The following is an 18,213-nucleotide window of genomic DNA, read 5'->3' on the forward strand; positions in this document are numbered from 1 at the left end:
GAAGCTTCAGCTTCATCACAAAGACTCCGCCGGCTGCTGTATTATTAAAGAAGGCCGCAAAGATCAAATCCGGTTCCGCAGCTCCCAACAAGACAAAGGTTGCTACCCTGTCCAGAGCTGAGGTTCAGAAGATCGCTGAATTAAAGATGCCGGATCTCAACGCTGCAAGCATTGAGGCTGCTACCAGCATGATCGCCGGTACTGCCCGTTCCATGGGTATCGTTGTAGAGGATTAATCCGGAAGCAGCAGGCTGTTTTCGCTGAGGGGCATATCCCCATACAGTGACAAATACGTGGGAGGGAGAACTCCCGACAATACCACAGGAGGTTATTTAGAATGAAAAGAGGAAAAAGATACGTAGAAGCGGCAAAAGCTATCGACCGCGCTACTCTTTATGATACAGCAGACGCTATCGCACTTGTAAAGAAGGCTGCTGTTGCAAAATTCGATGAAACTATCGAGGCTCACTTAAGAACTGGCTGTGACGGCCGTCATGCTGACCAGCAGATCCGCGGCGCTGTTGTTCTGCCGCACGGAACTGGTAAGACTGTACGTATCCTTGTATTCGCAAAGGGACCCAAGGCTGACGAGGCATTAGCAGCAGGTGCTGACTTCGTTGGTGCTGAGGAGCTGATCCCGAAGATCCAGAACGAGGGCTGGTTAGATTTCGACGTTGTTGTCGCTACACCGGATATGATGGGCGTTGTTGGACGTCTTGGCCGTGTACTTGGACCCAAGGGCTTAATGCCGAACCCCAAGGCCGGAACTGTAACCATGGACGTTACAAAGGCCATCAACGAGATCAAAGCTGGTAAGATTGAGTACAGACTCGATAAGACAAATATTATCCACGTGCCAGTAGGTAAGGCTTCTTTCACAGAAGAACAGTTAGCGGACAACTTCCAGACGCTTATGGATGCGATCATGAAGGCAAAACCGAGCACAGTAAAGGGCGCTTACTTAAAGAGCGTTACTCTTACTTCCACAATGGGCCCGGGCGTAAAGTTAAACGTTGCCAAGCTGGTGAACTAATAACTGCCTGAAAAAGTGATTGACAATCCAGATATAATATGTTAGAGTATTCGAGTATTGAATGCCGAAGACAGCAGGTGCCGTAAGGCGTAAGATGAAAACACCTGCCGAGGAATGTACAAAACTCACAAGCAGAATTTTGTAAACCTCTCTGTCTCAGCGGCAGGGAGGTTTCCTTGTATATACAGGAATCTGATGCTGTGACGGCTTTACAATGCTGGCAGCCGCATCCAGGCGTGACCCGCCGGGAGAGTAGCTGCGAAAAATAAAACAGGAGGTAAACCATTCATGGCAAAAGTTGAATTAAAGCAGCCGGTTGTAGCTGAGATCGCTGAGCTTTTTGACGGAGCAGCTTCCGCAGTAGTTGTTGACTACCGTGGATTAACTGTTGAGCAGGATACCGCTCTTCGTAAACAGTTAAGAGAAGCAGGCGTTACTTATAAGGTATATAAGAACACCATGATCCGCTTCGCAGCAAAGGGAACCGCTTTCGAAGCTCTTGAGCCGAATCTTGAAGGACCGACAGCCCTGGCTGTATCCAAGACAGACGCAACAGCTCCGGCCAGAATCTTAGCAAACTTCGCTAAGACAGCTGACAAGCTTGAATTAAAAGGCGGTGTCGTAGAGGGAACTTACTACGATGCAAAGGCGATCAATGTGATCGCTTCCATCCCGTCCAGAGAGGTCCTTCTTGGAAGACTTCTTGGCAGCATGCAGTCCCCGATCGCAAACTTCGCACGCGTTATCAACCAGATCGCAGAGAAGAACGGCGGTTCTGCAGAGGCATAGAGCACTTAGCGAGCGCGAGTTGAAAACGAAGCGCGAGGTTAGTGCGAAAGCCGTTCCCGACAAGAGGAGGGAACATCCCGTCCGAAAGCCGCTTAATGAGCGGGAGCGCAGCGAGCGCGAATTTAGTGGAGGGAACCTTCCCATAGGCGCGGGTCCAGCGAAAGCCGTTCCCGACGACAGGAGGGAACATCCCGTGGGCGCGGACACTGTAAGATCCGTTCCCGACGCAGCATAACGCTGCAAGGTTTTTGGAAACAAAACGTGAAAATAAATAATTAATGGAGGTAAATCATAATGGCAAAGTTAACAACAGCTGAATTTATCGAAGCTATCAAGGAATTATCCGTATTAGAGTTAAACGAGTTAGTAAAAGCATGTGAGGAAGAGTTCGGTGTATCCGCAGCAGCAGGCGTTGTTGTAGCAGCAGCAGGCGCTGGCGCAGCAGCTGAGGAAGAGAAGACTGAGTTCGACGTTGAGCTTACAGAGGTAGGCCCGAACAAGGTTAAAGTTATCAAGGTTGTTCGTGAAGTAACTGGTCTGGGCTTAAAGGAAGCTAAGGACGTTGTAGACGGCGCTCCGAAGGTTCTTAAGCAGGGTGCTTCCAAGGAAGAGGCTGAGGACATCAAGACAAAACTTGAGGCTGAGGGTGCAAAGATCACTCTTAAGTAATTTAAGAAATGATGATAAAAGAAGCCGCAGGTGGGTGACCATCTGCGGTTTTTTTCATGGAATGGGCTGTCTGGTCCGCGGATCCTTCCGGAAACCACACTGCAAAACTGGAAGAAACCATAAAACCATGTGGAAAGACGGATGCATCTGTGATAGAATGGAACTGGATTCTTAAGGATTTTCCGCGCGCAGCCGTACAGAAAGAAAAGCCGCGGCAAAGACAGAGTACAACAACGGCCGCAGGCCGGAAAACAAAGGAGATTGACCACATGCTGGATGAATTGATAAAGAGATATCCCATACTGGAACGTGTCCGGGAGGACATTGGGGCTGTTTACGGGATCCTGGAGCGCTGCTATGAAAACGGCGGGAAGCTTCTGATCGCAGGAAACGGCGGAAGCGCGGCTGACGCGGAGCACATCGTGGGCGAGCTGATGAAGGGCTTTGTGAAGCGCCGCCCAGTGACGGAAGAGATGAAAGAGGCACTTGAGAAAGCGGACCCTGTGCGTGGGAAGGAGCTCTCTGAAAAGCTCCAGGGCGGCCTTCCGGCCATTGCCCTTGTGGACCATGCCGCTCTTTCCACGGCCTTTGCCAACGATGTGGACGGGATGCTTTCCTACGCCCAGCAGGTCAACGGTTACGGAAAGCCCGGGGACGTATTTTTAGGGATCAGTACCTCGGGAAATGCGGAGAACGTGATGTATGCGGCAGTGACGGCAAAAGCAAAGGGAATGAAGGTCGTGGGACTTACAGGAAAGGACGGCGGGAAGCTGGCAGGGATCGCCGACGCAGCCGTCATTGTCCCGGAAATGGAAACGTATAAGATCCAGGAGCTTCATCTCCCGGTGTACCATGCGCTGTGCCTGATGCTGGAACACCGGTTTTATGAGCAGTAGGGGACCGGGGGCGGCATGAAGAGACAGGAATGGATTTTACTGATCGTCCTGGCCATAACCGTAATGGCCTCGGTACTGGTCGGAGTTGGACAGGTATATATAACAGGAATGGAAGGCGTCCGCTTAAAGGCAGATCAGACACTCTGGCTGTTTTTTGAGACGGCAGCCCTGTTTGGCATATCCTTTTTTATCATACGTCTGGCACAGACCAAGTGGCTGCGCTTCCTTTTGCTGTCGTTTATGACCATGGGATTTTTATGGATCCACCAGGTATTTCTCCCGGTGCTGGTATCCGGGGCCTACCTGGCGGCTGTGATCCGGTGCGGCAGCGCGCTGAGGCGTCTCCTGGACCGGCACAGACGCCTTCCGGAATACCATGGGGTCACGTGCATGGCAGATCTTACCCTGGGCTGCGGCCTTCTGATCACAGTGTTCTGCCTCATGTCCCTGGCGGGGATCGGAAGCATTGAGAACACCAGACTGGCGGTCCTGGTCCTGCTGTCCCTGTCGTTTTTTCCGGCAGTTTCCGGATCGGAGGCCAGGGTCAGAGCCAGGGCCGGTTACGGCGGCTTCTGGAGGGAACGGAAGCCCATGACCGTGGGAGTTTCCCTGTGCCTGGCTTTTTTCTTTGCCATGGTGCTCCTGCAGGCGGGGCGCATGAACATCTGCGCCGATTATGATTCCCTCCACTATGGACTCCGGTCCGAGTATATTTTAAACGACGGCGGCGGGATCTATGAGGATCTGGGAAGCGTCAACGTGGTCTATACGTACTCCAAGGGCCTGGAGATCCTGCTGCTTCCCATTTCGGGCCTTCCCTCGTACAGCTTTTTCCTCAGCGCGCAGCTCTGGATGACCGTGGGCCTTCTCCTGACGGCCGGAAAGATCGCTGGTCTTTTTGTAAACCGCCGTCATGGCCTTTTGTGTCTGGCGCTGCTGGCGTCGGTGCCCGGGATCATGAACATGTCGGTCACGGCGAAAACCGATTCGGCTACGGCCCTGTTCCAGCTGATCATGATCTATTTCCTGCTCCTTTATATCAGGCGGCAGAAGACGTATTGGCTGGTACTGGCGGGAAACGCATTTTTCATGACCATGGTCTTAAAGCCCACGGCCCTGGTATTTTCCACCATCATGGGGGGAACGGCGTTCCTCTGCATGGTGTTCATGAAGCGTCTGCGGATCCAGTGGAGGGAGCCGTTTTTCCTGGGGTGGATCCCCATGCTCTCCATGTGGGCGCTGGTGTGGCTGAGGACCTGGCTTCTCACGGGGCTTCCGGTGACGTCGGTGTTCTACTCCATCTGGAATAAGCTGGGCTTCGTGGTCCGCTATCCGTTCCGGTTTGACGATCTGCCGTCCAATGGCGGCTCCCTGTTCTCCATAAGCGGAGTGAAGCATTTTTTAAAGCGTCTCTACGGCGTTCTGCTGGCTCCTGTGGGAGAGGATATGGCCCATGTCTGGATCGCCTGGGGGACTCCGATCCTTCTGATCTTTCTGGTCCTGTTCCTTGTCGTGCTTCTGGCCAGGACGCGCCGGTTCCGGAAAACGGAGGAAAAGCCCTTTTGCTGCCTGGTCTGGATGTTTCTGGCATGCGGAGCGGCCAGCCTGGCGGCCCTGTACCTTTTATGGCAGGTGGACGGCAACTACTTTATCCTTTTATATGCCCTTTTCGGGATCCTGGCGGCGGTTGCCATCGGGAAGCTGGAGAGCCGCTTCCTGGCCCGCTCTGTGGTAAAGCTTCTGATCCCGGCGGTGCTCTTTAATGTGACGGTGACAGGGGTCTCCAACTGGAAGGGGGCTCTGGGTCTGTCCCCGTTGAAGCTGGTCCACAAGGGCTATTTTGACCACTGGCAGCAGGAAAAGGAGAACATGGCCTTAAAGGGCAATGAAAAGATCTGGGAGATCCTGGAGGCGGATCCGGAAACCAGGGTGCTGGTATTCGGGCAGCAGCCGGAAATGCTGATGTTCCCATGTAATACCCAGAGCTATACGGATGTGGAGGGAAGCGGCGGAAACTTTTATATTTCTGCCAGCCCCGAGGCCATGGTAAGCTTCATGGACCATGCGGGCACCGATTATGTGTACCTGGGAAGCGGGTTTTTGCGCCCTGGGACCGAGGGCTGGAGGAATGTCACGGCCATGATCCAGAGCGGCTACGTGACCGATGTGTTTTATGAGAACGGTAACGGACTGGGACGCTTTACGGCGGACCCGGCCGTGGAAAAGGCAGAAGAAGAACTGGCGGATTTTGTGACAAAATACTGGCCGGGAGAACAGCAGTAAGGGGAATGACATGGAAGTACTTCATAGGATCGCGGAAGAGTTTGAAAAAAGAAAGGATGACCTGCTGGTCTTTGCCCTGCTCCTGGGCTTTGGCTTCTTTATAAACAGGGGGGTGGAGCTGAAGGGGCTTTACATGGACGACCTGTATCTGTGGTCCTGTTATGGGGAACAATCCTTCCGGGAGTTTGTATTTCCCATGGGAGGCACCCGGTTCCGGTTCGTCTTTTACCTGGCGGCGTGGCTGGAGCTGTTTTTCCTGGGGAACCATGTGACATGGATGGTGCCCTTCAACATCGTTTTAAACAGTATCATCGCCTGGTCCTTGTACAGGATCTTTGTGAAGGTCAGCGGCGGGAGGAAGTTCGTAAGCCTGGCCCTGGCGGCGGCTTATCTGCTTTCCAGGATGAGCTATTATCAGATCGGCCAGTTTTACGGCCTGATGGAGAGCCTGGGCCTGTGGGCGGCTGTGGGGCTTCTGTACGGCGTGTATGTGTACGTCAATGAAAAGAGGGCCAGCGCTTATTTCTGGGCCAACGGCCTGTATTTCCTGGCCAGCTTCATCCATGAGCGGTATATGGTGCTTTTGCCGGTGCTGCTTTTGGGTCTGGTGTTTGGAAGATGGGCAGGGATCAGGGAAAAAAGTAGCCGGGAATGGAGCGTCGGATCCCCGAAGGAGGAAGAGGTCCGCAGAGATGCCGGACGGAGCCGCTCCAGGGCCAGCCGCTCCGGATCCCCCAGGACAGGCCGTTCCGGAGGTCCCGGGACGGGCAGGAAGCCAGGTGCGTCCTCTTCCGGCGCGTCCGGCTGGCTTCTGCTGGCTGTGACGGCGGCCACGGCGGTCCTCATCCAGGTGATCCGCCTTTTTACCATCGGGACCCTGTCTCCGGCAGGTACCGGGGGTACCGATGTGGCCGATACCTTTAAGATCTCAGATGCCATTGCCCATGCCTGGGAGCAGGTGGCCTTTGTGTTCGGAAGAAACTCCGGGCCGGACTATCTCTGTATCGAGCCCTTTGCCAAGGCACCGTCGGATATCCGCTTTCTGATCCTGGCCTCCAACGCGGTCCTGGGACTGGCGGTCCTTATTTTCCTTATCGGTATGATCCGGGACCGGGGAAGGGTCCTGGCCCACGGAAGGAACCTGGTGCTGTTCCTGGCCTTCATCGCCCTCTGCATCGGCTCCTCCAGCGTGACCATCCGGGTGGAAATGCGCTGGGTATACGTGGTCTATGCGGCGGCCCTGCTGGTGCTAGCTTATATGACCTCCCTTATGGGCCCGGCCGGGTTTCTGGCCATTCTTTATGCGGCTCTCATATTCCCGGCGGAGACGTATTACCGGGAGCACTGGTCCAACCTGTATCTGTGGCCGGATCAGATGAAGTACAATTCCCTGGCCGAGGAAACGGTGGAAAAATATGGAGACGATATTTTTGATAAGCAGGTCTATATCATCCGGGATACCTATGAGATCAGTGAGTTCACGGCAGAGACCTTTTTAAAGGTATATGACAGGGATGGAAAGGGAAAGAACACAGAGCTCCGGTTCATAGACAGTGACTTTGATCTTCCGGAGATCACGGACGATATGGTCATCCTGGGCGAGGATCCGGAGGCCAATGGGTTCCAGGATGTGACGGAGTTCGTAAAGACCAGGCGGTTCAACCTGGCCTATGGAAGCTATGACGACGGCTGGATCGATGAGAAGGCCCGGATCGTGTTTGAAAACGGAGACCATGACGGTCTGGTGCTCCGCTGCTATTATCCCGGTAAAATTACGGGAGACCAGGTATGCAGGATCCGTCTCAATGGAAAGCAGATGCCGGATCTGGTGTTCACGGATAATAATATGGAATATGAGATCCCGGCGGCTCCCCATCAGACCATTTCCCTGGAGTTTTCCTGTAATTTTTATGTGAAGGACGCCAAGGAGAGAAGAGGAGAGGACCGCCTTTCCATGATCGTTTCCATGGAAGAAAAATAGGGGATACAGAAGAACAGAAATATTGACAGAGGGCTCCAGGACCGGACGGATACGGCGCGGTCCTGGAGCGAAAGTGAAATGACAAGGAGAAACTAGATGGAAGGACAACAAAGTATGGTCCTATGGATCATGTTTGCAGCCGGGATGATGTTTTCCGTGCTGCTGATCATGGCATGGATCTTTATAAAAAGGACGGCCTATCTGTCTCCGGTAAAGCGGGAGCTGAAAAAGGAGAAGCAGTGGCTGCGCCGGGGCGAATACAATGCGGCCATGGTCAAGGGCCGTCAGAACCTGGAGCTGCTTTTTAAGGTGGTGGCCGCCAACAACGGGATCCGGCTGGATAATACGGCGGCGGCCCAGGCCAACGCCAGAAGCGTCCAGGAACGGAACCACGGGTGCAGAGGCCGGGCGGGAAGGAACCGGGTCATGACCCATCAGCAGTTTGGCTGGTGGATGGAGGAGAACGGATACCTGGACCGGGTGGCCAAATGGGAAATGAACCAGGTACGCCTCATCGGAAATAAGGCGGTCCATGAAAACTTTATTTCCAAGGAGGACGCCTGGAACCAGTATAATTATCTGGAGGATATTTTAAAGCTGGTGTCGGAAAAGCATCCGGTGGGCGGAAAGCGGAAAGGCGGAGCCAGGAGCCGCGGAACGGAGCGGGGCCCCAGGGTGCCGGAGGCGGAAGGCGGGAGAAAGGCCCAGAAAAAAAATGGAAAAGAGGGCCGGGACCGGAACGGAAAAAAGGCCGGGACAGGGGAAAAGCCTGGGAACGAGAAAAAGCCTGGAAATGAAAAAAAGCCTGGGAACGAGAAAAAGTCCGGAAATGAAAAAAAGCCTGGAAATGAGAAAAGACCAGAAAACGGGAAAAAACCTGGAAATGAGAAAAAACCAGAAAATGGAAAAAAGCCTGGAAATGAAAAAAGACTAGAAAATGATAAAAAGTCCGGGAACGGGAAAAAAGACAGGCAGGCGGCAGCAAAATCCCCCCAGGAGCTCCAGGAATCAGACAAGACGGCGAAAAAGCCGTCCAGACGGAGAAGAAAAAAACCAAAGACTCCGGAGACGTCCAAGAGTCCGGGACTTTCAGAGGCGAAAAAGCCAGAAGCGGCGGCTCCGGAAGAGAAGAAGGAGCTTCCCGCCCCCGAGGGACAGAAGGAACCGGCAAAAAAGTCTGGAAATCACCGCCGCCGCCGCAGGCGGAAGCCGGCAGGAACTGCTCCGGCAGCCGCAGGAGCCCAGGGAACCGTGGCCGCTGTGGCGGCAAAGGGGTAGAAAAACCGGAGAAAATCTGCTATACTGGCTAAAAATGGCGGGAAGAGCCGCTTCCCCCGGAGGACCAAATGAAAGCATACAGAAAATATATGTACGTGGGACTGCCGGTTCTGGGCGTCCTGTTTTACCTTTTTTATCTGCACCGGGCGGCCATTGATCTGGTCTATTCCGATTATATCCGCCTCACCCTCTCCTATCTGCCGGACGTGTGGGACCCGGAAAAGTTTTTCGTTCCGGATCTTCTCACCAGGATCCCGGTGAATTTCCTGGAGCGGGCGGTCAATGTGGAGCTCTTTGGATACAGTGTGACCTTCGACCGGGTCCTGGGCGTCCTGGGCTTTGGCCTGTCTGCCCTTATCCTGGGGGGTTACAGCAGAAAAATGAGGATCGGGGCCGGATGGTTTACGGCCATGATGGTCTTCATGTTCAGCCTGAATAAATGGGAAATGCTCTATAATGGGACAGGCTGGGCCCATTTCCTGGCCTTTGGATGTTTCTTCTATAATTATTACGTCCTGGAACGGGTCTATGGAAGCGGAGGAGAAAAAAAGGGAGATATGGCCAGGCTCCTGGTCCTCCCGGCTCTGGTGACCATCGGCGTTGCCGGGCCGTACTGCGCCATCTACATCATGACCCTGGTGCTGGCGTATCTGTTTGTATTCGTCAGAAGGCAGACGGGCTGGAAGCGGACCGCTCTTCTTTTGGCCACAGCGGTGCTGCCGCTGGTTTTATATCTGTGGAGCAATTCCATGGCGGTGTATGAATATTCCGGGGCGGTGGAGGGCTCCATGGTGGAGGCGCTCCGGGAGGATCCTGTATTCTTCCTGAAATTCCTCTTAAAGTCCTTTGCCTCCATGATCTTCGGCGTGGAGCTGATCAACCGCCATATGGCGGAGGTTCCGGGGATCGTATGGTGCCTGGCAGGAGCTTTGGTGGCGGCCGCTTATTTTCTGGCGCTGTGGATGAATTTTTACTATGGGATCGAAAAAAGGACGCTGTTTCCGCTGATGCTCCTGGCGGGAGGCGGAATGAACCATCTGATGGTTCTGGTGAGCCGCTGGATCTTTATGCCCCGGGACGCCTACGGCATGAGCTCCCGGTATGCGCTCCAGTATCAGATCGGCATCCTGGGGATCTTTCTGACCTTCGCCCTGGTATTCCAGCAGCAGAGGGCCGGAAGGACTTCCGGAGACCGGGAGGAGGACGGGCGGATACCCCGTGAACATGGGAAGGGCCGGAGGACCCAGAACCGGGCGGAGAGGCCCATGGCCCCGTGGGTGCGGGCGGCAGCTCTCATGGCGGCGGCCCTGTTCCTTGGAGGAAACCTCATGACCACAGCAGAGGAGCTTTCCTTCGCAAAGCACAGGAAGCAGCACAATATAAACGATGTAAAGCCTGTGGTCTTAAACTTTGAAAATGAAACGGACGAGGCGCTGGAGACGGCCCTCGAATACCATAAGCCGGGGATTCGGGAGGCGCTTTCCATCTTAAAGGAAAACGGATGGAACGTCTTTGGAGAAGCAGGCGGAAATACCATGGAATCTGGAGGGAAAAAATGAAAGTAGTAATTCTGGCAGGCGGATTTGGAACAAGGATCAGTGAGGAGAGCCACTTAAAACCAAAGCCAATGATCGAGATCGGGGAAAAGCCGATCCTCTGGCACATCATGAAATATTACTCCCAGTTCGGATATAATGAGTTTATCATCTGTCTGGGCTATAAGCAGTATGTGGTCAAGGAGTTCTTTGCGGATTACTTCCTTCACACCTCCGACGTGACCTTTGACCTGGCCAACAACAGCATGAAGGTCCATAATAACTATTCAGAGCCCTGGAAGGTGACGCTGATCGATACGGGTCTCAACACCATGACCGGCGGCCGCGTAAAACGGATCCGTCCCTATGTGGGAGACGAGCCGTTTATGCTGACCTACGGCGACGGCCTTTCCAATATCGACTTAAAGGCTCTGGAGGAGTTCCATCGGTCCCACGGAAAGACGGCCACCATCACCGCTGTGAACATCGGCCAGAGATTCGGCGTCCTGGACATGGACGAGGCTGGCGCCATCCATGCCTTCCGTGAGAAAAACGACGACGACGGCAGCCTTATCAATGGAGGCTATATGGTGATGAATCCCAGCGTGTTCGATTACATCGAGGGAGACGACACGGTGTTTGAGCAGGCGCCCCTGAGAAATCTGGCCTCCGACGGAGAGCTGATGGCGTACCGCCATGAGGGCTTCTGGAAATGCATGGATACCCAGAGAGAGAAGCAGCAGCTGGAAGAGATGTGGCAGTCCGGAAAGGCTCCCTGGAAGATCTGGGAATAGGAGATCATATGGATTTAAGAAAAGTATTTGAGTTTTATAAAGGAAAAAAGGTGCTGGTCACAGGCCATACAGGCTTTAAGGGCGCATGGCTCTGCCGGATCCTCATAAACGCCGGGGCAGAGGTCACCGGCTATTCCCTGGAGCCGCCCACAGTTCCGGACCTGTTTTCCATGGCTGGCCTGGAGGGAAGGATGGATTCAGTCATCGGGGATATCCGGGATCTGGACCATTTAAAAAGGACCTTTGAAAAGGCGCAGCCGGAGCTGGTCCTGCATCTGGCAGCCCAGCCCATTGTCCGGGATTCCTATAAGGATCCGGTCTACACCTATGAGACCAATGTCATGGGCACTGTAAATATCCTGGAGTGCGTGCGGCTGTTTCCGTGTGTACGGTCGTTTTTAAACGTGACCACAGATAAGGTCTATGAAAATATGGAGTGGGAATACGGCTACCGGGAGAACGACCGGCTGGACGGCTACGATCCCTATTCCAACAGTAAGTCCTGTTCAGAACTGGTGACCCACAGCTATAAAAAGTCCTTTTTTGAGGACGGACGCTGTGCCATCTCCACCTGCCGGGCGGGAAATGTCATCGGCGGAGGGGATTTTGCCAATGACAGGATCATACCGGACTGTGTCCGGGCGGCCATGAAAAAGACGGATATCATCGTCCGCAATCCCCATTCCACCAGGCCCTTCCAGCATGTGCTGGAGCCCCTGGCCGTTTATATGGCCGTGGCAAAGGCCCAGTATGAGGACGGGAAGTATGCGGGCTATTATAATGTGGGTCCCGACGATAAGGACTGTGTGACCACCGGCCAGCTGGTGGACCTGTTCTGCGAGGCCTGGGGAGACGGCCTTTCCTGGATCAACCAGAGCGACGGAGGTCCCCATGAGGCGAATTTCTTAAAGCTGGACTGCTCCAGGGTAAAGCGCGTCTTTGGATGGACGCCGCGCTGGGGAGTAAAGGACGCCATCCGCCTGACCGTGGAGTGGTGCCGGGAATATGAAAAGGATCCGGCAGATCCCCAGGTAACGGAGATCATGGACCGCCAGATCGGAGAGATGTTCCAGAGCCGGGGGCTTTGATCCCGGAGCGGGCCAAAAAGCCGCCGGACTGGCGGACGCACAGCCTGTACAGAAAAAATGGAGGAAAAAACAGATGTTTGAAAATAAGACAGAAGCCCAGGCCCGGGAAGAGATCCTGGCCATGGTGGCTGAATATGCAGACCGGTTCCATAACCAGACAAAGGAGTTTTCCCCGGGAGACCGGATCCCCTATGCGTCCAGAGTTTACGATAAGCAGGAGATGGTGAACCTGGTGGACAGCTCCCTGGAGTTCTGGCTCACCTCCGGCAGATACACCGATGAGTTTGAGAAGAAGCTGGCAGAATACCTTCATGTACGGTACTGCTCCCTGGTAAACTCCGGCTCCTCCGCCAATCTGGTGGCCTTCATGGCCCTGACCTCCCCCCTTCTGGGCGAGAGACGGGTAAAGCGCGGCGATGAGATCATCACCGTGGCCGCCGGATTCCCCACCACTGTGACCCCGGCGATCCAGTACGGCGCGGTGCCGGTGTTCGTGGACGTGACCATCCCCCAGTACAACATCGACGTTTCCATGCTGGAGGCGGCTCTTTCTGAAAAGACGAAGGCTGTGATGTTAGCCCATACCCTGGGAAATCCCTTTGATCTCCAGGCAGTGAAGGAGTTCTGTAAAAAACATGACCTCTGGCTGGTGGAGGATAACTGCGACGCCCTGGGAACCCGGTATACCATCGACGGAGAGGAGAAATTTACCGGTACGGTGGGAGATATCGGAACCTCCAGCTTCTACCCGCCCCATCATATGACCATGGGAGAGGGAGGCGCCGTCTATACAGACAACGCCCTGCTCAATAAGATCATCCGTTCCTTCCGCGACTGGGGAAGAGACTGCGTATGCCCCTCCGGCCGGGACAATCTCTGCGGCCACCGGTTTGACCGCCAGTACGGCGAACTGCCTCTGGGCTACGACCATAAATATGTGTATTCCCACTTCGGCTATAACTTAAAGGCAACGGACATGCAGGCTGCCATCGGCTGCGCCCAGCTGGAAAAGTTCCCGTCCTTTGTGGAGCGGAGACGCCATAATTTCGACCGGTTAAAGGCAGCCCTGGCCGGAACGGAGGAGAAGCTGATCCTTCCGGAGGCAGCAGACCATTCCCGTCCAAGCTGGTTCGGCTTCCTGATCACATGTAAAGAGGGCGTGGACCGGAACCGGGTGGTCCAGTATGTGGAGGACCATGGCATCCAGACCCGGATGCTGTTTGCCGGAAATCTCACAAAGCATCCGTGCTTCGATGAGATGCGGGCAGAGAAAAGGGGCTACCGGATCGTGGGAGAATTAAAGAACACGGACCGGATCATGACAGATACCTTCTGGGTGGGCGTATATCCGGGCATGACCGACGAAAAGATCGACTATATGGCAAAAGTGATCAAAGAGGGACTTGAGCAGTGAGCGAAGAGATGAAATATGACCTTTCGGGGGTCCATGCGGTCAATTTAAAGCTTTTAAAGGAGATCGACCGGATCTGCCGGAAATATAAGATCAAATATGCCCTGGACTCGGGGACGCTTCTGGGGGCCATCCGCCACGGCGGCTTTATCCCCTGGGACGACGATGTGGACGTGGTCTTTACCAGGGCCAATTATGAAATGTTCAAAAAGGTGGCGCGGCGGGAGCTGCCGGAGGGCATGTCCTTTGTGGAGCCTGACGAATATCACGGCGGGAAGGCCTTTTATGATTTTGTTTCCCGGGTGACCTATGATAAAAGCCAGAAATTTGAGGATTCTGGGAAGATGGCGTTTTATGACGATAAGATCACCCGCCTCAATGTGGATCTTTTTATCCTGGATCCGCTTCCGGATAAGGCCATTCCCAAAAAGATCACCAAGCTCCTGCACTGTGTGGTCTATGGGCTGGCCCTGGGACACCGGTGGAAGATCGAGCTTTCCGATTATAAGGGAATCATGAAGCTGTTTGTGGCCGTGCTGTCCGCCGTGGGAAGGCTGATCCCGTTCCCGGTGATCTATAAGCTCTGGAAGGCCCTATGCGCCAAGGATAAGAATAAAAATACCGGCCTCTACTTTTACACCAACTACGCTCCGGATTATTTCTATGTGGAGATGAAAAAGGAGTGGGACGATACGGTGGAAGAGATCTCCTTTGAGGATACGAAGCTCTTTATCCCCACAGGCTGGGAGCATCAGCTTACCCAGGTATATGGGGATTATATGAAGCTGCCTCCAAAGGAAAAGCAGGTGCCGGAGCATTCAGACATGGAGATAAAGATTTATGGTTAAACTGCTTTCCGTTGTGGTGTCCGTTTATAATGAGGAACTGGCCCTTCGGGAGTTTTACCAGGAGACGGGGGCCGTATTAAAGGCCCTGCCGCCCTCCTGGGATTACGAGCTTCTGTTCGTAAACGATGGCAGCGCCGACCGGTCCCTGGAGATCCTCCGGGAGCTGGCCCGCCGGGATGACCGGGTGAGGGTGGTGGAGTTTTCCAGGAATTTCGGCCATGAGGCTGCCATGATCGCAGGCATCGATTATGCCCGGGGAGACGGCATCGTCTGCATGGACGCAGACCTCCAGCATCCGCCGGAGTGCCTTTTGGAGATCGTGGAAAAATTTGACCAGGGCTATGAAGTTATCAGCATGGTCCGCATGAAGAATAAAACCGCCGGCCTGGTGAAAAATATTACCTCCGCCGCCTTTTATAAGCTGATCAACCATTTATCCGACGTGAAGTTTGAACCCAACGCCTCGGATTTTTTTGCTGTCAGTAAAGGCGCGGCCGACGTTCTTCGGAACAATTACCGGGAGAAGGTGCGTTTCTTAAGGGGCTACGTCCAGAGCGTGGGATTTAACAGGACCACGATCCAGTACGAGGCCAGACCACGGTTCGCAGGAGAGAGCAAGTACAGCTTAAGGAGCCTGTTCCGGTTTTCTATCAACACGATCCTGTGCTTTTCCGACATGCCCTTAAAGCTGGGGATCTATTCCGGCTGCGCGGTGGCGGTCTTCGGCCTTCTGATGATGGCCTATACCATCTGGACCTGGGCCAAATATGGAACACCCAGCGGCTATGCTACGATCGTGGTGCTGATGTCCTTTATGTTCGCCATGCTGTTTGTGATCGTGGGGATCATTGGGGAGTACATTGCGATCCTGTTTTCCGAGCTGAAGGACCGCCCGATCTACATCGTAAAGAGCACAGAAAACATGGAATCAGAAGAGAAAGTTACGAAATCCTAAATAATTTATGATATTTTGAAAAAAGGGCTACAAAAACCCAGAGGAATCGTATATAATACGTGAGTATGTAAAAAGGTCTGCCAAAGCCTGCTTTCCAATGATTTTGGCGGATCGGTGGAACTGAAATGACAGGAGGAGATCATAATGAAATTATTAAAGAGAATGGCTGTACTGGGCCTGGCAGTCCTGGCCCTCAGTGCATGTACAAAGAGCAGCGAGGAATCTGAGACTGTGACAGGAAACGAGGTGGATCCGGCAAAGCAGTCCGCCATGGATGAGGTGGACGAGACGCTGGCCCGTGAGGATAATATTTTGGTAGAGGATGAGACAGAGCCCAAATCCTTATATGAGTGGGATCAGGTAAAGGATGAGACAGACACCCTGTTCGCTGATGCAGATCTGTATCCCCAGACCGTGAAGATGGAGTTTGCAGCGGATGAGGCTTCCATGACCATCGACTTAAGCTGGGTATTAAAGAATGGAACGTCTGAGGAAGAGGCAGAAGAGTATGCGGCCATGATGGTGAAGCAGTTCAATGATATCGTTGCCGTTCAGAGCACAGAGCTGGAGAATTCCTCTGATTCCTCCTTCGGTACTCTCTGGAACCAGTTCGCACTGAATGTGAAGGTGGGCACAGAGGACGGAAAGTGGCTTGTGGATAAGAGCTACAAGGCAGGCGGAAAGATCGACCTGGCAATGCCAGAGGCAGAGAGCCAGGATGGTCCCGAGGACGTGGCAGAGGACGTTCCGAAGAAGGAAGTAAAGGAGCCCAAGGCCACAAAAGAGGCGAAATAAGAAAAAAGAATAGAAGAATGGGAGCAGAGATGGATCTGCTCCCGTTTTTTTGTCCCTTATTTTCTGCACTGATCCATAAAGTACTGGAAGATGGGCAGGGAATCCACACAGTTTTCCGGGTTGGTGACCGGACCGGTCATACGCTCCGGATGCCACTGGACGGCCCAGATGGGAAGGCTTACGTGCTCCACAGCTTCCACGATGGAATGGCCGTTGGCATCGGACCAGGCCACAGCCGTCAGATCCTTTCCCAGGTCCTTTAAAGCCTGGTGGTGGTAGCTGTTGATCTCCAGGGATTCCCCGAAGAGACGGCCCAGGATGGAGTCCTTTTTTAAGGTCACCGGATGGCATACGCCCTTGGCGTGCTCGCCGCCCAGCTCATCGGGGATATCCTGGTACAGGGTGCCTCCAAAATAGGCGTTCAGCACCTGGACGCCGCGGCAGATGCCAAAGATGGGCTTTTTCCGGTCCACAAAGGCTTTGATGAGCTTCCATTCCAGATCATCCCTTAAGGGATCCGTAATAACAAAATCGTATTTCAGCTCTTCGCCGTAAAGGGCAGGGGCCACGTCTTTTCCGCCGGAAAGCAGAAGACCGTCTGCCAGATCGGCATATTCCTCCGCGCAGTCATTGTTTACGGCTAAGAGAGGGATGCCGCCTGCACGGCGGATATTATCTGCATAATTCTGGTTCAGGGACCAGGCCGGCGTTCCATTGGCGGCGGCGCTGGTGCCGCCGGAAAGTAAGATCACTGGATTCATAAGATCCTCCTTTTTTGTGATTTATCCAACATCGAGCCCGCTGTGGTAGGAATAGTTCCCCAGCTCAGAAAGGAACATTTCAAAGCTCTGGTCCTTGAGCGGGATCTCGCTTGTCAGCATGGAGTTGAACTGATAGTACATAAGGTTGCATTTCTGAAGAGTCTGACGGTACAGGTCCAGGAAGGAGGCGGAAGAGGCCAGGGTCTTGTTCCAGGGATTGGTCCATACCTCATGGTCCAGGTTCAGGGTCTTCCGGACGCCTTTGGGCGTATCGTCGGTCACCAGCTTTTTGGAGGCGATGGGATGCTTTAAAAACATGGACTCAAAAAACTGGATCGTATTCCGCTTGTGGCCTGCCGGATCAGAAAGAAGGCGGCCGCCGAAGCGGATGGCATAAACGGAGCGGGTGACCATTCCCTCCGTGACCTGAAAGATATTGCGTTCTGTGATGGGATAGTAAGTTTCATTGATACAGCGGCTGAGGAACCGGGACAGGAACTGGATCTCCTGGCCGTTTAAGCAGATGGTAGCCGCCTGGTTGAACTCAGAGGGCTTTTTGTGCTTGAACTTCCGTAAAAGCAGCGTATCGATATCATTTTCCAGCTCCGCGTGAAGGCCATGGAACCGGGAGCCTTTTCCGTCGGTCTCATACTGGATGCGTCCGTAAACATAGGGATGGCAGATGGAGTCGGCGGCATAGTGGCAGAGGAAGCCGGCCATATAGGAAATGGCCTGTTCCCGCTGCTGCTTGGAACTGATGGCGGCGATCTCGTTGAGACAGTTCCGGAAGAAACGGTTCACATGGTATTCGTGCATATGGGAACCGACGTTCCGGTAGTCCCGGTGGCGCAGGATCGGGATATTATAAAAGAAGATATCCGGGCCCTGGAGCCCGATCTGGTAGAGCCAGCGGTATTTGGAGATCACATGCTTTAAATAATTGTTCGGCAGATCGTTATAGGCCTTTACGCCGAACAGGTAATGGGTCGTAAATCCTGGCAAATCGACCAGCTCCTTTATATTGGTTTCTGTACTGGTTTCCGGAAGGCGTCGGAAATCCTGCCTCCGGCATCATACCATCAGTATATCATATCTTA

The 18,213-nt window shown here is 53.7% G+C and carries 16 protein-coding genes, 1 pseudogene and 1 other annotated feature; of the genes and pseudogenes, 15 read left to right on the forward strand and 2 right to left on the reverse strand.

Features of this window, described 5'->3' with window-relative positions:
• The 15 genes and pseudogenes from WIH05_RS02265 to WIH05_RS02335 form a co-directional block, all read left to right on the forward strand.
• Positions 1–236, forward strand: a pseudogene (locus WIH05_RS02265) (50S ribosomal protein L11); the annotation flags it as partial.
• Between the two features lie 101 nt (positions 237–337).
• The gene (gene rplA / locus WIH05_RS02270) at positions 338–1,033 is read left to right on the forward strand and encodes a 50S ribosomal protein L1 (RefSeq protein ID WP_022274696.1); all 696 of its coding nucleotides are present in this window, start codon (positions 338–340) and stop codon (positions 1,031–1,033) included.
• A gap of 46 nt (positions 1,034–1,079) precedes the next feature.
• Positions 1,080–1,219, forward strand: a sequence feature (ribosomal protein L10 leader region).
• Positions 1,220–1,321: 102 nt separating this feature from the next.
• A complete protein-coding gene (gene rplJ, locus WIH05_RS02275; protein ID WP_022274695.1) occupies positions 1,322–1,822 on the forward strand; it encodes a 50S ribosomal protein L10 in 501 nt (166 codons plus the stop codon).
• Positions 1,823–2,116: 294 nt separating this feature from the next.
• Positions 2,117–2,491: a 50S ribosomal protein L7/L12 gene (gene rplL / locus WIH05_RS02280; RefSeq protein ID WP_022274694.1), complete on the forward strand. Its 375-nt coding sequence runs from the start codon at positions 2,117–2,119 to the stop codon at positions 2,489–2,491.
• 269 nt (positions 2,492–2,760) lie between these two features.
• Positions 2,761–3,387 (forward strand): SIS domain-containing protein, encoded by a 627-nt coding sequence (locus WIH05_RS02285; RefSeq protein WP_022274693.1) that lies wholly within the window; start codon positions 2,761–2,763, stop codon positions 3,385–3,387.
• Between the two features lie 15 nt (positions 3,388–3,402).
• Positions 3,403–5,670, forward strand: coding sequence for a glycosyltransferase family 39 protein (locus WIH05_RS02290; RefSeq protein WP_337424919.1), 2,268 nt, complete (start codon positions 3,403–3,405; stop codon positions 5,668–5,670).
• A 10-nt stretch (positions 5,671–5,680) separates the two neighbouring features.
• Positions 5,681–7,651: a hypothetical protein gene (locus WIH05_RS02295; RefSeq protein ID WP_022274691.1), complete on the forward strand. Its 1,971-nt coding sequence runs from the start codon at positions 5,681–5,683 to the stop codon at positions 7,649–7,651.
• Positions 7,652–7,747: 96 nt separating this feature from the next.
• The gene (locus tag WIH05_RS02300) at positions 7,748–8,929 is read left to right on the forward strand and encodes a hypothetical protein (RefSeq protein WP_215655140.1); all 1,182 of its coding nucleotides are present in this window, start codon (positions 7,748–7,750) and stop codon (positions 8,927–8,929) included.
• 68 nt (positions 8,930–8,997) lie between these two features.
• On the forward strand, positions 8,998–10,488 hold the full coding sequence (locus WIH05_RS02305; RefSeq protein WP_022274689.1) for a hypothetical protein: 1,491 nt from the start codon (positions 8,998–9,000) through the stop codon (positions 10,486–10,488).
• Complete coding sequence (rfbF, locus tag WIH05_RS02310; RefSeq protein ID WP_022274688.1) at positions 10,485–11,258, forward strand: glucose-1-phosphate cytidylyltransferase; 774 nt, start codon at positions 10,485–10,487, stop codon at positions 11,256–11,258. Before WIH05_RS02305 ends, rfbF begins: the two co-directional genes overlap by 4 nt.
• 8 nt (positions 11,259–11,266) lie before the next feature.
• Complete coding sequence (gene rfbG / locus WIH05_RS02315) at positions 11,267–12,346, forward strand: CDP-glucose 4,6-dehydratase (RefSeq protein WP_022274687.1); 1,080 nt, start codon at positions 11,267–11,269, stop codon at positions 12,344–12,346.
• 73 nt (positions 12,347–12,419) lie between these two features.
• Positions 12,420–13,760, forward strand: coding sequence for a lipopolysaccharide biosynthesis protein RfbH (rfbH, locus tag WIH05_RS02320; protein WP_022274686.1), 1,341 nt, complete (start codon positions 12,420–12,422; stop codon positions 13,758–13,760).
• 8 nt (positions 13,761–13,768) lie between these two features.
• Positions 13,769–14,605 carry a LicD family protein gene (locus WIH05_RS02325; RefSeq protein WP_022274685.1) on the forward strand — a complete coding sequence of 279 codons (837 nt, stop codon included), beginning with the start codon at positions 13,769–13,771 and terminating at the stop codon, positions 14,603–14,605.
• A complete protein-coding gene (locus WIH05_RS02330; RefSeq protein ID WP_022274684.1) occupies positions 14,598–15,560 on the forward strand; it encodes a glycosyltransferase family 2 protein in 963 nt (320 codons plus the stop codon). The genes WIH05_RS02325 and WIH05_RS02330 overlap by 8 nt, the downstream gene beginning before the upstream one ends.
• Positions 15,561–15,704: 144 nt before the next feature.
• Positions 15,705–16,355, forward strand: coding sequence for a hypothetical protein (locus WIH05_RS02335; protein WP_022274683.1), 651 nt, complete (start codon positions 15,705–15,707; stop codon positions 16,353–16,355).
• Positions 16,356–16,411: 56 nt separating this feature from the next.
• Here the strand turns inward: WIH05_RS02335 and WIH05_RS02340 are convergent, their stop codons facing one another.
• Both WIH05_RS02340 and WIH05_RS02345 read right to left on the reverse strand, forming a co-directional pair.
• Positions 16,412–17,116, reverse strand: a complete 705-nt coding sequence (locus WIH05_RS02340) for a gamma-glutamyl-gamma-aminobutyrate hydrolase family protein (RefSeq protein ID WP_262426774.1) — start codon at positions 17,114–17,116, stop codon at positions 16,412–16,414.
• Positions 17,117–17,137: 21 nt separating this feature from the next.
• The gene (locus WIH05_RS02345) at positions 17,138–18,118 is read right to left on the reverse strand and encodes a zinc dependent phospholipase C family protein (protein ID WP_215655128.1); all 981 of its coding nucleotides are present in this window, start codon (positions 18,116–18,118) and stop codon (positions 17,138–17,140) included.
• Positions 18,119–18,213 lie beyond the last annotated feature (95 nt).

The sequence above is a fragment of the Alitiscatomonas sp. genome (genome assembly GCF_037242085.1).
GTDB lineage: Bacteria > Bacillota > Clostridia > Lachnospirales > Lachnospiraceae > Alitiscatomonas > Alitiscatomonas aceti.

What these genes read in the sequence shown, in the direction of transcription:
- rplA (WP_022274696.1), top strand. Translation starts at nt 338, where the DNA reads ATGAAAAGAGGAAAAAGATACGTAGAAGCGGCAAAAGCTATCGACCGC.
- rplJ (WP_022274695.1), top strand. Translation starts at nt 1,322, where the DNA reads ATGGCAAAAGTTGAATTAAAGCAGCCGGTTGTAGCTGAGATCGCTGAG.
- rplL (WP_022274694.1), top strand. Translation starts at nt 2,117, where the DNA reads ATGGCAAAGTTAACAACAGCTGAATTTATCGAAGCTATCAAGGAATTA.
- WIH05_RS02285 (WP_022274693.1), top strand. Translation starts at nt 2,761, where the DNA reads ATGCTGGATGAATTGATAAAGAGATATCCCATACTGGAACGTGTCCGG.
- WIH05_RS02290 (WP_337424919.1), top strand. Translation starts at nt 3,403, where the DNA reads ATGAAGAGACAGGAATGGATTTTACTGATCGTCCTGGCCATAACCGTA.
- WIH05_RS02295 (WP_022274691.1), top strand. Translation starts at nt 5,681, where the DNA reads ATGGAAGTACTTCATAGGATCGCGGAAGAGTTTGAAAAAAGAAAGGAT.
- WIH05_RS02300 (WP_215655140.1), top strand. Translation starts at nt 7,748, where the DNA reads ATGGAAGGACAACAAAGTATGGTCCTATGGATCATGTTTGCAGCCGGG.
- WIH05_RS02305 (WP_022274689.1), top strand. Translation starts at nt 8,998, where the DNA reads ATGAAAGCATACAGAAAATATATGTACGTGGGACTGCCGGTTCTGGGC.
- rfbF (WP_022274688.1), top strand. Translation starts at nt 10,485, where the DNA reads ATGAAAGTAGTAATTCTGGCAGGCGGATTTGGAACAAGGATCAGTGAG.
- rfbG (WP_022274687.1), top strand. Translation starts at nt 11,267, where the DNA reads ATGGATTTAAGAAAAGTATTTGAGTTTTATAAAGGAAAAAAGGTGCTG.
- rfbH (WP_022274686.1), top strand. Translation starts at nt 12,420, where the DNA reads ATGTTTGAAAATAAGACAGAAGCCCAGGCCCGGGAAGAGATCCTGGCC.
- WIH05_RS02325 (WP_022274685.1), top strand. Translation starts at nt 13,769, where the DNA reads ATGAAATATGACCTTTCGGGGGTCCATGCGGTCAATTTAAAGCTTTTA.
- WIH05_RS02330 (WP_022274684.1), top strand. Translation starts at nt 14,598, where the DNA reads ATGGTTAAACTGCTTTCCGTTGTGGTGTCCGTTTATAATGAGGAACTG.
- WIH05_RS02335 (WP_022274683.1), top strand. Translation starts at nt 15,705, where the DNA reads ATGAAATTATTAAAGAGAATGGCTGTACTGGGCCTGGCAGTCCTGGCC.
- WIH05_RS02340 (WP_262426774.1), bottom strand. Translation starts at nt 17,116, where the DNA reads ATGAATCCAGTGATCTTACTTTCCGGCGGCACCAGCGCCGCCGCCAAT.